Consider the following 14,295-nt stretch of genomic DNA (forward strand, 5'->3'; position numbering starts at 1 on the left):
TCTACGAGCCGGCCCGCGCCTTCGCGAAGTCACGCATGCGCGGAAGCGGCGAGAACAGCAGTGGTAGGACCGCCAGCAGCCGTCCCGCCATGAATAACCACAGCGCCTGCCGCACGCCGATCTGCTGCGCGAGCAGGCCGCCGAGCAGCGCGCCCACCGGCATGGTGCCCCAGACCAGGAACCGCACCGAGGCATTGACCCGGCCAAGCAACTGCTCGGGTGTCACCGTCTGCCGGTAGGTGATCTGGCCCACGTTCGTCAGGGCAGCGCTCCACGACAGCATGATCGAGGTGATCGCGAAGCACGCCACCCGCCAGTCGGCCTGCGTCATCGGCAGCAGCAGGCCGAAGGGCGCGCCCAGGGTGGCGGCCAGCCAGGTCATCCTGGCGGTGCCGTACTTCCTGGACAGCCAGCCGCCGGTCAGGCCGCCGATCAGGCCGCCGATCCCGCCCGACATGAGCAGCACCCCGATGACGGCCGGCGAAAGCGCGACCTCCTCGGCCAGGAACAGCACCGACAGGCCGAGCACCGCGCTGATGCACAGGTTGACCAGCGCGGTCGACGCCGCGAACAGGCGCATCATCCGGTCCTGCCACAGGTACGCCAGTCCCTCCGCGATCCCTCTCAGGAGAGGCCGGTGCTCGGTGTCCGGCGGCGGTTTGTCCGGCGCCTTGATGGAGGACAGGAAGAGCACCGCGGCCAGGGCGCCCAGCGCGGTGGCGGCCAGCGTGCGGGAAGCCCCGAGCAGGTGCACCAGCGCGCCGCCCAGCCCCGGCCCCGCCAGGAACGCTCCGGAGCGCACGACCTCCATCTTCGAGTTCCCGTCGCTGAGCTGCCCCTCGCTGACCAGCTCCGGCAGGTACGTCTGGTCCGCCACGTCGTTGAAGACCTGCATCATGCCCGCGAGCAATGCCACCACGAACATCATCCAGATGGACAGCACGCCTAACTCCGCCGCCACCGGAATGCTCGCGAGCAGCACGAACCTGGCCAGGTCCGACGCCATCATCACGCGCCGCCTGCGCATCCGGTCGACCCACACCCCCGCGGGCAGGCCGATCACCAGAAACGCCGCCGTCTGCAGGGACGACAGCAGGCCGACCTCCGCCGGGCCGGCGTGCAGCACGAGCACGGCCACCAGCGGAAGCGCCACGCGCGAGATATTCGCCCCGAGTTCGTCGGCGACGTGCGAGCTGAGGTACCGGAGGAAGTCAGGGTTTCGCAACACCCCCGTTGTCATTGCGTAAGGATCCATGTGTCGGACACATTTGGTCAAGAGCGTCGCGGCGCGGAGATAGGGTGATCTGCATGTCCCGACAGGATGGCCGCAACCCTGACCAGCTCCGCCCCATTACCATCACCCGGCAATGGCTGACCCACGCGGAGGGTTCCGTGCTGGTCGAATTCGGCGGGACCAGGGTGTTGTGCGCGGCATCGGTGCAGGACAGCGTGCCGCGCTGGCGAAGAGGCAGCGGCCAGGGCTGGGTTACGGCCGAATACGCCATGCTGCCGCGCGCGACCAATACCCGCAACGATCGCGAATCGGTCCGCGGCAAAATCGGCGGCCGCACTCACGAGATTTCCCGGTTGATCGGACGGTCGCTCCGCGCCTGTGTCGATTACAAAGCGTTGGGCGAAAACTCCATTCTGCTCGACTGTGACGTCCTGCAAGCCGACGGCGGCACCAGGACCGCCGCCATCACCGGCGCTTATGTGGCGCTGGCCGACGCGGTCGCGTGGATGCGCGAGCGCCGGATGTGCCCCGGCGACCCGCTGATCGGCTCGGTCGCGGCCGTCTCCGTGGGGGTCGTCGGCTCCGTGCCGATGCTGGACCTCTGCTACACCGAGGACGTCGCCGCGGAGACCGACATGAACGTCGTGATGACCGGCGAGGGCAGCTTCGTCGAGGTGCAGGGCACCGCCGAGGGGGCCCCGTTCGACCGCGCCCTGCTCGACCGGCTCCTCGACCTGGCCGTGACCGGCTGTGAGGAGCTCACGCTGATCCAGCAGGAGGCCCTGGGCACATGAAGATCGTGCTGGCCACCCGCAACGCGGGCAAGATCGCTGAGCTGCGCCGCATCCTGGCCGGATTCGACATCGTCGGCCTGGAGGAGTTCCCCTCGATCGGCGAGGTCGCCGAGACCGGGGTCACGTTCGAGGAAAACGCCCTGCTCAAGGCGCACGCCGTCGCCCGGGGCTCCGGGCTGCCCGCCGTCGCCGACGACTCCGGGCTCTGCGTCGACGTGCTCAACGGCATGCCCGGCGTCTTCTCCGCCCGCTGGTCCGGCCGGCACGGCGACGACCAGGCCAACCTCGACCTGCTGCTCGCCCAGGTCTCCGACGTGCCCACCGACCGGCTGACCGCCCACTTCACCTGCGCCGCCGCGCTCGCGCTGCCCTCCGGGGCGTCCCGCGTGGCCGAGGGCGTGCTTGCGGGCCGCCTCGTCACCACGCCGCGCGGGTCCAACGGCTTCGGCTACGACCCGATCTTCGTGCCCGACGGCGAGGACCGCACCACCGCCGAGATGCCGCCGGAAGAGAAGGACGCCATCAGCCACCGGGGGCGGGCCTTCCGCGCCCTGGCGCCGATCGTGCGCGAGCTGGTGACCTCGTAACCACCGTGTAAGAACACGGGGACGCAGGCCGACGTACCGTCGCATTGTGCGAAGCAATGAGATGGCGCCCGCCTGGGCGGGCGCCCTGGCGGGGTTGGTGTCCGGCGGCGTGGCCCTAGGGATCGCGCTGCTCGTGGCCGGGTTCGTCGAGCCTGAGGCGTTTCCCGTCCTCGCCGTGGGCGATGCCACGGTCGACCTGTCGCCCAAGCCGGTGGTGGAGTTCGCGAAAGAGACGTTCGGCACGAGCGACAAAGCGGTCCTGATCGGGGGCGTGCTGGTGGTGCTCGCCGGGGTCGCGGCGCTCATCGGGGTGCTGGCCAGGCGCCGGCTCGCCTACGGCCGTGCCGGGCTGGCGGCGTTCGGGGTGATCGGCGTGCTCGCGGTGCTGACCCGTCCGGACGCCGGGCTCCTGGACGCCCTGCCGACCGTCGCGGGCGTGATCGCGGGCGCCTGGACGCTTTCCTGGCTGGTACGGCGGGCCGGCGGCGAACGCGGCCGGCAGACGGCGACGGGCGGTGCTGCCTCCGGCGGTGAACGCGGCCCGCAGGCGGCGCCAGGCGATGCCGACTCCGGCGGCGAACGCGGCCCGCAGACGGCGACAGGCGATGCCGACTCCGGCGGCCAGGACGCGCGCTCCGCCACGCGCGGAGCGGTGGGGGACAAGGACACTGGCGGGCGCTCGGACGCCGATGAGGGCGTCGTCACGGGGCGGGACGGCGCGGCCGGGCGGGTGGCGGTGATCCCGGCCGAGGCGGATCGGCCGGCCTTCGACCGGAGGCGGTTGCTCACCGGGGTCGCCGGCGGGGTGGTGGTCGCCGGAACGGCCGCCGTGCTCGGGTGGCAGTCCGGCGTGCGGCGGACGGTGGACGTCGCGCGGGTGAGCATGGCGCTGCCCCGGCCCAGGATCCCGGCCAAGCCCATCCCCGCAGGAGCGGACCTCCACATCAACGGCCTGTCGTCCTTCATCACGCCTAATAAGGACTTCTACAGGATCGACACCGCGCTCATCGTCCCCCGGGTCGATCCCCGCGAATGGACGCTGCGCATCCACGGAATGGTCGAGCGCCCCATAGAGCTGACCTACGCCGACCTGCTCAACATGCCGCTCACAGAGGCCGACGTCACGCTCACCTGCGTGTCCAACGTGGTCGGCGGCGAGCTCGTCGGCAACGCCCGCTGGCTCGGCGTCCGCATGGCCGAGGTGCTGCGCAAGGCGGGCCTCCAGGCGGACGCCGACATGCTGCTGTCCACCTCCGCCGACGGATTCACCTGCGGCACCCCGGCCGACGTCGTCATGGACGGGCGCGAGGCGCTGTTCGCGGTGGCGATGAACGGCGAGGCGCTCCCCGTGGACCACGGCTTCCCGGTGCGCCAGGTGGTGCCAGGTCTGTACGGGTACGTGTCGGCCACCAAGTGGGTGGTGGACATCAAGGTCACCAGGTTCGACCGGGACCAGGCGTACTGGACGCCGCGCGGCTGGTCGGCCGAGGGCCCCATCAAGACCCAGTCGCGCATCGACGTGCCCAAGGCGGGGGATTCGCTGAAGGCCGGGCGTGCCACGATCGCCGGAGTGGCGTGGGCGCAGCACACCGGGATCGACGCGGTGGAGGTGCGGGTCGATCGCGGGCAGTGGCGCCAGGCGCGGCTGGCGGAGGTACCCGGGCCGGACACCTGGCGGCAGTGGTCGATCGACTGGGACGCCACCCCTGGGCAGCACACGATCCAGGTGCGTGCCACCGACGCCGCCGGGCGTACCCAGACCGAGCAGGAAGCGGAGCCCGCGCCCGATGGGGCGACCGGCTGGCACACGATCACGGTGCAGGTGGCATGAGGGGGCCGGTGCCCCAGAACAGTTGAGCTATCGCCGCACGTGCAGGCGCACCATGGTGGGCGTCTCGTCGTCGCGGACCTCGCGGCGGATCTTGCCCACGATGTCCTGGTCCAGCTTGCTCACCACAGTCCCCATGTCGGTCGCCGCCGGGCAGGTCACGCCGATGCGCAGGCCGTCCTCGCCCACCCGTACGCATGCCCTGCTCAGCCCCTCGACGCCCTTGAGGCCGACGAACAGCATGGCGGTGCCGGTGCCGTTGCGGGCGCCGCGACGGCCCCAGCCCAGGCTGAGCAGCAGCCATCGAAGGCAGGTCAGGCACAGCAGGAGCAGGACCAGGGACAGCATCCACAGCGGCCAGGGCTCGGCGCCGAGAGCGCGCGTCGCCTGGGCCGGGAGGACCTTGGCGTGCGGCGGCAGGTCGAAGAAGCGGTCCTGGCCGCGCAGCCAGGCGTACCCGCCCAGGCCCAGCAGCGTGATCCCGACGACGGCCAGGCCGATGCGGTTGCCGGCGTACTGACGCATCACAGACCCTTCCTGCGCAGGCGTACCACGACCTCGCCCGTGCCGAGCGTGCCCACGCCCGCGAGCCGGTCGCCCACTGCGGTGCCGACCTGCCTGAGCATCAAGCCCGTGCTCTCCGCGCCCGTCACGACGGTGACCTCGATGGTGCGCCTGCGCAGGCGCACCTGGGCCTTGTCCACGCCTGCCACCTGCTGGGCGGCCGAGCGGAGCGTGCGGCGGAGCCCCACGCGGGTGATGCCGATGACGATCAGCGGATCGGACGTCTCCACCGGGACCAGCCTGCAGCGGCCTGGCACGATCGCCAGCAGCAGCGACAGCGCGCCTGCGCCGGCCGTGACCAGGGCGGCGGTGGACAGCTCCGGCCAGGTGCTCTTGCCCGCCAGCTCGACCAGCTCGTTCACGGGGACCCAGCCGAGCGGATGCCCGAGCAGTGCCGACACCACCTCGGCGGTGGTCGCCCCCAGCCCGGCCGCGAGTGCGAGCGCGACGACGGCTCCCGGGAGGGTACGCGCCGGCCTGAGGACCCTCCTCGCTCTGCGCAGCCCAGCGTGCTGAGCCGTGACGGTGGCACCGGGCAGCAGCTGCTGAAGCGTGGTCATCACAACGACAGACGTACATGGGCCGCGCACCGCGTGAACCGCGCCCTCGCCGCCGATTTGCCCGAACATTACGGGGACTCCGACTAATGTGAACTGGGCTCATGTTCTTTTGCCCTATATGCCGTTACGCTGCTGGTATGGATGACCGGCTGCGGTATGACCACGCCACAGCGGCGCTGGAGCCGCCGTTCGCGATCCTCGACCTGGCGGCCATGCGGGCCAACGCGGCCGACCTCGTACGGCGGGCGGCGGGCAAGCCGATCCGGGTGGCCACCAAGTCGGTACGCAGCCGCGCGGTCCTCGAACGCGTCCTGGCCATGGACGGCTTCCGCGGGCTCATGGCCTTCACGCTGCCCGAGGCGCTGTGGCTGGCCGGGCACGGCTTCACCGACATCCTCGTGGCCTACCCGACGGCCGACCGGCAGGCGCTGGCCGCCCTGGCCGGGGACGCGCACGCGGCCAGGCGCATCACGGTGACCGTCGACTCGGCGGCTCACCTGGACTTCATCGAGTCGGCCGTGGCCGCGACGCATCCTCGGGCGGAGATCCGGGTCTGCGTCGACCTGGACGCCGGGTATGTCGCCTTCGGTGGGAAATTTCGGGCGGGCGCCCTCCGCTCGCCCATCCGTGAGCCCGACCAGGCCGCCGACCTGGCCGCCGCGATCGCCAAGCGGCCCGGCCTGCGGCTGACCGGGCTGATGGCGTACGAGGCCCAGATCGCCGGGGTCGGCGACGCCCCGCCTGCGAACGCCGCCTACACCCGCGTCCTGCGCCTCGTGCAGGAGCGGTCCGCGCGGGAGCTCATCGTCCGGCGCGGCCGCATCGTGAACGCCGTACGCCAGATCGCCGACCTCGAATTCGTCAACGGCGGCGGCACCGGCTGCATCGAGCGGACCGTGCGTGAGAAGGCCGTCACGGAGGTGGCGGCCGGATCCGGCCTCTTCCATCCCCGGCTGTTCGACTTCTACCGGAGCTTCACCGGCCACCCGGCGGCGCTGTTCGCGCTGCCGGTGGTGCGCCGGCCGAATCCGGACACGGCGACGGTGCTCGGCGGCGGGTATCTGGCCTCGGGGCCCGCCGGGCCGAGCCGCCTGCCCCAGCCGTACCTGCCCGCCGGCCTGCGCTACGCGCCTGAAGAGGGCGCGGGCGAGGTCCAGACGCCGCTGCTCGGCCAGGCGGCCCAGGACCTGCGCATCGGGGACAGGGTGTGGTTCAGGCACGCCAAGGCGGGCGAGATGTGCGAGCGCTTCGACACCCTGCACCTCATCGACGGCGACGCCGTCGTGGAGTCGGCCCCCACGTACAGAGGCGAGGGCCGGACCTTCCTCTGAGAGGTCAGCCGCGGTTGCGGCGGCGCCGCCAGAGGACGATGGCCGCCCCTACGACCAGCACCGCGCCGATCCCCATCAGCATCGGCGCCAGGTTGGGCTGCTCTTCCTCCCACAGCCGGTCCGACTCCTCGCCGTATTCGACCGGCTTCTGCGTGACCCCCAGGGCATCCCCCACGGACGCCACGAAGTTGCCGGCCTTGCTCTTGACGTCGGCCACCGTGCGCTCGGTGACTCGCTTGGGGCTCACCCGGTCGGCAATGGCGTCGACCGTCTCCGCCAACTCCGCGCGCGTTTGCGCGATCCGCCGCTCCAGCTCGTCGGGATCGGTCTCAGCCATGGCTCTCCTCTCGACCGTACGCGTGGCCGTGCCCGCTTCGCGTGCCCGTCCGCAGTCGTCGTGATCAGTCTGTCAGTTCCTCACCCCGTACGGCACGGCGGCCGGGCCGGTAGGTTTGCGGGACGAACCCAGGAGGGCCCAGTGACAGAAATCCGACTCGCCCCGGGCGACGCCGCGCCCGATTTCACGCTGCCCACCGCCGACGGCGGCACCGTCTCGCTCGACGCCTGCCGCGGCAAACGCGTGATCCTCTATTTCTACCCTGCCGCGATGACGCCCGGCTGCACCAAGCAGGCCTGCGACTTCCGCGACAACCTCAGCCAGTTGACGGCCGAAGGATTCGTCGTTCTCGGCGTGTCGAAGGACAAACCGGAAAAGCTTGCCAAGTTCGTCGAACGCGACTCCCTGACCTTCCCTCTGCTGTCGGACCCGGACCTGGCCGTCCATCAGGCATACAGCGCGTACGGCACCAAGAAGCTGTATGGCAAGGAAGTTGTGGGCGTCATCCGCTCGACGTTCGTCATCGACGGTGACGGCAAGGTCGAGCAGGCGCTCTACAACGTGAAAGCCACGGGGCACGTGGCCGCGCTCAAGAAGAAGCTGGGGCTGGCCTGACCTTGCCCGCGGGCCCTCTCGCGCGAGGGCCCGCGCCGTCCGCGCGGGCATCGCGTCCGCACACTGCTTCCCGTGCCCGCGCGGAGCGCTAAACTGTTTCAGGCCCGCATTCGCGGGGACCAGCGCGGGCGTGGCGAAATGGCATACGCGGCAGGTTTAGGTCTTGTTGGTGGAGACACCGTGGGGGTTCGAATCCCCCCGCCCGCACATCTACGCACCGGGCCGGTGCCTGTTTCACCCGGCGAATGTCGCCGTTTGCGAGTGACGGTCCGGGCACAACGGCCGCAGGTTTTCCCGGCGATCGTCGAACGCTACGCGGGATTCCGGTGAGCGTGGCCATTTTCGCCCACCGCGGCCGCCCGAGCCATTCAAACCGAGCCCAGCGCTCATCATTTCCGGGAAAAGCCCGGTTCCTTACCTCCCGCTAACCAGTGCTGGTGGGCCTCGGGGGAGGAACGACGAATGTCTGGGTGGGATCGGGCACCACGGCTTTCCCGGGCGGCGCCACGCAGGGGACGTTGTCCGGGCCCATGCCGCAGAGGGGATAGGCGCGTTCAGGGATCACGAAACCGCGTCTCGCTCCCCAGTCGTGAGCCATCCGGATGTCGTATCCGTCGTGCCTGTCGGCGAGGTTGCTGACCACCGCCACGGCGGTGCCGCCGAGCATGGCGCCGAGGACGAGGCCGATCAGGCCGGCGCCGGCGATCTGGGCCGGCTTCTGCCGGATGAAGTCCCTGAAGGAGTCGGAGCGCGGCGGTGGCGGGGACGAGGGCCACCCGGAGGGGCCGGGCATGGTGTGCGCGGCCGACGCGTGCTCCTGGGTCGCCTGAGTTCCGGGGCCTGGCGGGATCTCGCCGTATTTCAGGCCAGGTCCGCTCGGGTGAACGTCCGTGTCCGCCGTCGCGCCCGGGTCCGGGTCGCGCGGTGCTTCCTCTTCACCGCGCGACCCAGCGTCGCGATCATGATCCGCCATCACGATCTCCCTTTACTCGCCCGCAAAACGGGCGCTCCCAAGTAAAAGGATGCCCAACGCACCGTAAGCCCCGTGTAAGGCCCTCGGCATGTGCGACCTTGGTCGTACACGTACTTCCGCCTAGAGGCGGACCAACCCCGGATCTGCCTTACATATCGTGATGATGTGTTCGGGAGTGTACGGGCGTGGTCGCGCCGCCACGAGAAGCTGGCCAGCGCCCTGCGGGTCGCTCCACTCGCCGCGCTGTGCGCGCTCACGACGGTGCCCTACGCGAGCTACACCCCACCGGGCGGCGGCCCGTATCTCAGCGTGGCCGGTTACCTGGGCCTGTCGGCGGTGCTGCTCGCGCCGCTGCTGTGGCGGGACCGGCCGCTGGCCGCGTTCTCGGTCGTCTCGCTGATCAGCTTCGGGCAGTGGCTGGCGGACATCAACCCGCTGCCGGCCAACCTGGCGGTGCTGGTCGCGCTCTGGGCGGTGGCCTATCGGTGCTCGTTCGGCTGGGCGCTGGCCGCGGGCCTGGTGGCGGAGCTGGGGGCGTTCCTGGCTCTGGTCAACTGGGACACGCCCACGTTGGGCATGTTCGTCAGCGGCTCGATCTTCGTGGTGACGATCTGGCTGACGGGCCTGTACGCCAACACCCGCCGCCGCTACCTGGAGGGCCTGGAGGAGCGCGCCGAGCGCGCGGAACGCGAGCGGGACCAGCAGGCCAGGATGGCGGCCGCGGCCGAGCGCGCCAGGATCGCCAGAGAGCTGCACGACGTCGTGGCCCACAACGTCAGCGTGATGGTGGTGCAGGCCGACGGCGCGGGCTACGCCCTGGACAGCGACCCCGAGCAGGCCCGGCTGGCCGTCAAGAACATCTCCAAGACCGGCCGGGCCGCGCTCGCCGAGATGCGCAGGCTGGTGGGCGTGCTACGGGAGAACGAGACCGGCGGCACCGACTACACCCCGCAGCCGGGGCTCGGCCAGCTGGAGGAGCTGGTGCGCGGCTCGGGCGTGCCCGCGCGGCTGCGGGTCGGCGGGGTGCCGGGCGAGCTGCCCGAAGGCCAGCAGCTCGCGGTCTACCGCATCGTCCAGGAGGCTCTCACCAACGCCCTCAAGCACGGCGGCCCCGGCGTCCAGGCGCTCGTGGAGATCGAGTACGGCGGCCCCGAGCTGGTCCTGCGCGTGACCGACGACGGCAGGGGCGCGGCGGCGCCGAAGAGCCCCGACGGTCACGGGCTGATCGGCATGCGCGAGCGGGCCGGCATGTACGGCGGCGCCATCTGGGCCGGCCCGCGTCCCGGCGGCGGCTTCGAGGTGCTGGCCAGGTTGCCCATGGTCAAGGCGGCGTAGAGGAGGTGGCCTGGTGATACGCGTGATGCTGGTCGACGATCAGGAGCTGTTGCGTGCCGGTTTCAGGATGGTGCTCGGCGCCCAGCCGGACATCCAGGTGGTGGCGGAGGCCGGCGACGGGGTCGCGGCCCTGGAGCTGCTGAAGACCACCGAGGTGGACGTCGTGCTCATGGACGTGCGTATGCCGAACATGGACGGCGTCGAGGCCACCAGCCGGATCGACGGCCCGAAGGTGCTGATCCTGACCACGTTCGACCTGGACGAGTACGCGTTCGCGGCGGTCAAGGCGGGCGCGGCCGGGTTCCTGCTGAAGGACGTGCCGCCGGACGACCTGCTCAGCGCGATCAGGCACGTGCACGCGGGCGACGCCGTGGTCTCGCCCAGCACGTTGCGGCGGATGCTCGACAAGTTCGCCGCGCAGCTGCCGTCGCGGGAGCCGACGGCGGCGGCCGACCTGACGCCGCGCGAGCGGGAGGTCCTGCTCATGGTGGCCCGCGGCCTGTCCAACATGGAGATCGCGAACGGCCTGGAGGTCGCCGAGGCCACGGTGAAGACTCATCTGGGGCGGGTGCTGGCCAAGCTGGGGCTGCGGGACCGGGCTCAGGTGGTGGTCTACGCGTACGAGGTCGGGCTGGTCGTGCCGTCCCATCGGCCGAAAGTCTGACCGGGGTCGTCTGTGGTCCGACCTGAAGTCCCTCCTCAGGACCCATAGATCGGGAAATTTCCACTCCTAGCGTTGATCGCGTTGTCCAGATCCGCGACAAGGAGTGAATGTGACGCTCACCCAGGCCCCGCCCGCCGTGGTGGCCACGAATCTGACCAAGGTGTACGGCCAGGGCGACGCCGTCGTGCAGGCCCTGCGCGAAGTGAACGTGGCCTTCGCGACCGGCGCGTTCACCGCCATCATGGGCCCGTCGGGCTCCGGCAAGTCCACGCTGATGCACTGCCTGGCCGGCCTCGACACCGCGACCTCGGGGGCCGTGCGCATCGGCGACGTGGACCTGACCGGGCTGAACGACAGGCAGCTCACGCTGCTGCGCCGCGAGCGGATCGGCTTCGTCTTCCAGGCGTTCAACCTGCTGCCCACGCTGACCGCCGAGCAGAACATCCGCCTGCCGCTGGAGATCTCCGCCCGCCGGGCGGACCAGCCGCTGTTCGACCGGGTCATCGAGACCGTCGGGCTGAAGAACCGGCTCGCGCACCGCCCGAGCGAGCTGTCCGGCGGCCAGCAGCAGCGCGTGGCCGTGGCAAGGGCGCTGATCAGCAAGCCCCAGGTGATCTTCGCCGACGAGCCGACCGGGAACCTGGACTCGCGGAGCGGCGCCGAGATCCTGTCCTTCCTGCGCACCTCCGTGCGCGATCTGGGCCAGACCATCGTCATGGTCACGCACGACCCGGTCGCGGCCTCGTACGCCGACCGCGTGGTGTTCCTGCGCGACGGCGAGCTGGTCACCGAGCTCGCCGCGCCGACGCCGCAGTCCGTGCTGGACACGCTCGTGAAGCTGGAGGCGTGAGGTGCTGAAGACGGCACTGGCCGGGCTGCGCGCGCACAAGCTGCGGCTGCTGCTCACCTCGCTGGCGATCATGCTGGGGGTGGGGTTCATCGCGGGCACGTTCGTGCTGAACGACACCATCCAGGCGGGGTTCTCCCAGCGGGTCACGGCCGACGCGGACAAGGTGGACGTGGCCGTACTGCCCGCGAAGCCCGACGGCGTCCTGTCCGAGAAGGTCCTCGAACGCGTACGCGCCATCCCCGGCGTGACCGAGGCCCAGGGCCTGATCCGCGGACCCGCGCCACTGCTCGGCAAGAACGGCAAGGTCGTCGGCAGTCAGCCCACCACGGCCGTCTCGATCGTCCGCGGCCCGCTGGACCGCACCACGATCGTGGCCGGCAGCGGTCCGGGCACCGACGACGAGGCCGCCGTCCTCGACGAGAACACCGCCAAGGCCCAGGGCTTCCAGATCGGCGACACGATCACCGTGCTCGACCGCCGGCAGGCCGCGCACCGGTTCAAGCTCGTCGGGCTCCTCGACCCCGGCGTGGACCAGGAGCTCTCCTTCACCGGCGCGCTCGGCTTCACCACGGCCACCGCGCAGCGGATGACCGGCGCGAAGGGCTATCTGGAGATCGACGTCGCGGGCGCCGCTCCCGGGCTGAAGCAGGCCGTGGCGGCGGCCGCCGGCGGCGCGGCCGTGGTCAAGACCGGCGACGAACTGGCCGCGGACCTGGCCAGAGCGGCCGGGGTCGAGATGAAGACGCTGACCGTGGGCCTGCTGATGTTCGGCGTCGTGGCGATGATGGTGGCCGCGCTGGTCATCTACAACACCTTCAACATCCTCGTCGCGCAGCGCACCAGGGAGATGGCGCTGCTGCGCTGCATCGGCGCCACACGGGGGCAGGTGTTCGGCTCGATCGTGGTGGAGTCGGTCGCCGTCGGCCTGCTCGCCTCCGCGCTCGGCCTGGTCATCGGGTACGGCCTGGCCGCGCTCGCGCTGGCGGTGCTCGGCGCGTTCGACGCCCCGCTGCCCACCGGCACGGCCGTCGCGCTGGAGCCGGCCACGATCGCGATCGGTCTGGCCGTGGGCCTGGTGGTCACCGTGTGCGCTGCGCTGCTGCCGGCGCGGTCGGCCACCCGGGTCCCGCCGGTCGCGGCGCTGCGCACGCAGGCGGAGGAGCAGACGTTCCGTGCCGGGGTGTTGCGCTGGAGCTCGGCGGCGCTGTTCACGCTGGCCGGACTGGGCACGACCGGCTTCGGCGTGTGGGGGATGACGCCCGGCGAGCCGGCCACGCTGTTCGTCGTGATGGCCGGCGGCGCGCTGACCTTCCTGGCCGTGCTGATCCTCGGGCCGGTGCTGGTCAGGCCGCTGAGCGCGGTCGTCGGCTGGATCCCGGCCCGGCTGTTCGGCGTGCCCGGGCGCCTGGCCCTGGACAACTCCGTGCGCAACCCCGGGCGGGCCGCGACCACGACGGTGGCGCTCACCATCGGGGTGACGCTGATGGTGCTGATCTCGGTGCTCAGCGCCTCCACCAGGGCGACCGTTCAGGCCAAGCTCGATGAGCAGTTCCCCGTCGACTACATGCTGGCCGCCCAGGGAAACGAGGCCGGCATCCCGCGGTCGGTCGCCGCGGAACTGCGCGGAAAGCCGGAGCTGGCCGCGGTGCTGCTGACTCGGGAGATCCGGACGAAGGTGGCGGACCGGAACTACGACATCGGCACCTTCAACGGGAAGATCGCTTCCGAGGTGCTCTCCGGGTCGATGTCAGGGCTCGCCGCAGGTCAGGTGGCGCTGCTCGACTACGCGGCCAGGGAACTGGGCGTCAAGGTCGGCGACACCGTGCGGGCGAAGACGGGCGCGGCCGGGACCGTGGCGCTGCGGGTGGTCGCCGTCCTGTCCGGCACGAACTCCTGGCTGCCCCCGCTCACCGTCGCCGAGCAACCGTTCGAGACGTACTTCCCGCGCCTGCCGGACTCCAGGGTGATGATCAACATCCGGGACGGCGTGCCGGCCGACCGGGCACGCCCGGTGGTGGAGGCGGCCATCGCGGCCTATCCGATGGTCCAGCTGTCCAGCTCGACCGAGGTGCGCGGGCAGTTCGACGAGACGCTGGACATGCTGCTCATGATCGTCACCGGGCTGCTGGGGCTGGCGATCCTGATCTCGCTGCTGGGCATCGCGAACACGCTGTCGCTGTCGGTGCACGAGCGGACGAGGGAGTCGGCGCTGCTGCGGGCGCTGGGGCTGACCCGGCCGCAGCTGCGCCGGATGCTCTCGATCGAGGCGCTGGTGCTGGGGCTGATCGGGGCGCTGGTCGGGGCCGGGCTCGGCGGCGTGTTCGGGTGGGCCGCGGTGATGGCGATGCTGGACGGGGCCGTCTTCTCGGTGCCGGTGCCGCAGATCGCGCTGTTCGTGGTGTTGTCGGGGCTGGCGGGCGTGCTGGCCGCCGTGCTCCCGGCGCGCAGGGCCGCGCGGACCTCGATCGTCGGCTCCCTTGCGACGGGCTGATCCGGGCGAAGAGCGCTTAGACGAATAAAACCGGAAAAGGAGGATAGGGGGACCCTATCCTTCACGCGCGGGCGGCCCGGCACGTCGTCTCCTGGCAGCCCGCGATCCGGAGGGTCGGGCGTCTCATGGGGG

General features: G+C 71.2%; 14 protein-coding genes and 1 tRNA gene. 10 read left to right on the forward strand and 5 right to left on the reverse strand.

Features of this window, described 5'->3' with window-relative positions; genetic code table 11:
- Position 1: 1 nt before the first annotated feature.
- Complete coding sequence (locus ACTMTI_RS10785) at positions 2–1,255, reverse strand: MFS transporter (RefSeq protein ID WP_441120037.1); 1,254 nt, start codon at positions 1,253–1,255, stop codon at positions 2–4.
- 53 nt (positions 1,256–1,308) lie between these two features.
- Here ACTMTI_RS10785 and rph point away from each other — a divergent pair, with 53 nt between their 5' ends.
- From rph to ACTMTI_RS10800, 3 genes are read left to right on the forward strand one after another with little or no spacing between them, the layout of a single operon-like run.
- Complete coding sequence (gene rph / locus ACTMTI_RS10790; protein ID WP_441120281.1) at positions 1,309–2,028, forward strand: ribonuclease PH; 720 nt, start codon at positions 1,309–1,311, stop codon at positions 2,026–2,028.
- Entirely contained in the window at positions 2,025–2,615 is a 591-nt protein-coding gene (gene rdgB / locus ACTMTI_RS10795) for an RdgB/HAM1 family non-canonical purine NTP pyrophosphatase (protein ID WP_441120039.1), read from the forward strand. The genes rph and rdgB overlap by 4 nt, the downstream gene beginning before the upstream one ends.
- Positions 2,616–2,661: 46 nt before the next feature.
- Positions 2,662–4,446 carry a molybdopterin-dependent oxidoreductase gene (locus ACTMTI_RS10800; RefSeq protein WP_441120041.1) on the forward strand — a complete coding sequence of 595 codons (1,785 nt, stop codon included), beginning with the start codon at positions 2,662–2,664 and terminating at the stop codon, positions 4,444–4,446.
- A gap of 27 nt (positions 4,447–4,473) precedes the next feature.
- On the opposite strand, the gene ACTMTI_RS10805 is transcribed toward ACTMTI_RS10800, so the two are convergent.
- Together ACTMTI_RS10805 and ACTMTI_RS10810 are read right to left on the reverse strand one after the other, a co-directional pair.
- Positions 4,474–4,968: a hypothetical protein gene (locus ACTMTI_RS10805; RefSeq protein ID WP_441120043.1), complete on the reverse strand. Its 495-nt coding sequence runs from the start codon at positions 4,966–4,968 to the stop codon at positions 4,474–4,476.
- A complete protein-coding gene (locus ACTMTI_RS10810) occupies positions 4,968–5,567 on the reverse strand; it encodes a DUF6286 domain-containing protein (protein ID WP_441120044.1) in 600 nt (199 codons plus the stop codon). Before ACTMTI_RS10810 ends, ACTMTI_RS10805 begins: the two co-directional genes overlap by 1 nt.
- Before the next feature lie 137 nt (positions 5,568–5,704).
- Between ACTMTI_RS10810 and ACTMTI_RS10815 the strand changes: the two genes are divergently transcribed.
- Positions 5,705–6,898 (forward strand): amino acid deaminase/aldolase, encoded by a 1,194-nt coding sequence (locus ACTMTI_RS10815; RefSeq protein ID WP_441120046.1) that lies wholly within the window; start codon positions 5,705–5,707, stop codon positions 6,896–6,898.
- Positions 6,899–6,902: 4 nt separating this feature from the next.
- Here the strand turns inward: ACTMTI_RS10815 and ACTMTI_RS10820 are convergent, their stop codons facing one another.
- Positions 6,903–7,235, reverse strand: a complete 333-nt coding sequence (locus tag ACTMTI_RS10820) for a DUF3618 domain-containing protein (RefSeq protein WP_441120047.1) — start codon at positions 7,233–7,235, stop codon at positions 6,903–6,905.
- A 141-nt stretch (positions 7,236–7,376) separates the two neighbouring features.
- On the opposite strand from ACTMTI_RS10820, the gene bcp reads away from it, so the two are divergent.
- Positions 7,377–7,850, forward strand: coding sequence for a thioredoxin-dependent thiol peroxidase (gene bcp / locus ACTMTI_RS10825; protein WP_441120049.1), 474 nt, complete (start codon positions 7,377–7,379; stop codon positions 7,848–7,850).
- Positions 7,851–7,974: 124 nt separating this feature from the next.
- Positions 7,975–8,057, forward strand: a tRNA-Leu gene (locus tag ACTMTI_RS10830).
- Between the two features lie 217 nt (positions 8,058–8,274).
- Here ACTMTI_RS10830 and ACTMTI_RS10835 read toward each other — a convergent pair.
- Positions 8,275–8,823 (reverse strand): hypothetical protein, encoded by a 549-nt coding sequence (locus ACTMTI_RS10835; RefSeq protein WP_441120050.1) that lies wholly within the window; start codon positions 8,821–8,823, stop codon positions 8,275–8,277.
- 165 nt (positions 8,824–8,988) lie between these two features.
- On the opposite strand from ACTMTI_RS10835, the gene ACTMTI_RS10840 reads away from it, so the two are divergent.
- From ACTMTI_RS10840 to ACTMTI_RS10855, 4 genes are all read left to right on the forward strand, one after another.
- Positions 8,989–10,158, forward strand: a complete 1,170-nt coding sequence (locus ACTMTI_RS10840; protein ID WP_441120052.1) for a sensor histidine kinase — start codon at positions 8,989–8,991, stop codon at positions 10,156–10,158.
- A 13-nt stretch (positions 10,159–10,171) separates the two neighbouring features.
- Positions 10,172–10,822: a response regulator transcription factor gene (locus ACTMTI_RS10845; protein ID WP_441120053.1), complete on the forward strand. Its 651-nt coding sequence runs from the start codon at positions 10,172–10,174 to the stop codon at positions 10,820–10,822.
- Positions 10,823–10,931: 109 nt separating this feature from the next.
- The gene (locus ACTMTI_RS10850) at positions 10,932–11,672 is read left to right on the forward strand and encodes an ABC transporter ATP-binding protein (protein WP_441120055.1); all 741 of its coding nucleotides are present in this window, start codon (positions 10,932–10,934) and stop codon (positions 11,670–11,672) included.
- A 1-nt stretch (position 11,673) separates the two neighbouring features.
- A complete protein-coding gene (locus ACTMTI_RS10855; RefSeq protein ID WP_441120056.1) occupies positions 11,674–14,163 on the forward strand; it encodes an ABC transporter permease in 2,490 nt (829 codons plus the stop codon).
- Positions 14,164–14,295 lie beyond the last annotated feature (132 nt).

Source organism: Nonomuraea sp. H19 (genome assembly GCF_052068215.1).
Lineage (GTDB): Bacteria > Actinomycetota > Actinomycetes > Streptosporangiales > Streptosporangiaceae > Nonomuraea.

Coding starts and splice junctions, on each gene's coding strand:
- ACTMTI_RS10785 (WP_441120037.1), bottom strand. CDS start 1,255: ATGGATCCTTACGCAATGACAACGGGGGTGTTGCGAAACCCTGACTTC.
- rph (WP_441120281.1), top strand. CDS start 1,309: ATGTCCCGACAGGATGGCCGCAACCCTGACCAGCTCCGCCCCATTACC.
- rdgB (WP_441120039.1), top strand. CDS start 2,025: ATGAAGATCGTGCTGGCCACCCGCAACGCGGGCAAGATCGCTGAGCTG.
- ACTMTI_RS10805 (WP_441120043.1), bottom strand. CDS start 4,968: ATGCGTCAGTACGCCGGCAACCGCATCGGCCTGGCCGTCGTCGGGATC.
- ACTMTI_RS10810 (WP_441120044.1), bottom strand. CDS start 5,567: ATGACCACGCTTCAGCAGCTGCTGCCCGGTGCCACCGTCACGGCTCAG.
- ACTMTI_RS10815 (WP_441120046.1), top strand. CDS start 5,705: ATGGATGACCGGCTGCGGTATGACCACGCCACAGCGGCGCTGGAGCCG.
- ACTMTI_RS10820 (WP_441120047.1), bottom strand. CDS start 7,235: ATGGCTGAGACCGATCCCGACGAGCTGGAGCGGCGGATCGCGCAAACG.
- ACTMTI_RS10835 (WP_441120050.1), bottom strand. CDS start 8,823: ATGGCGGATCATGATCGCGACGCTGGGTCGCGCGGTGAAGAGGAAGCA.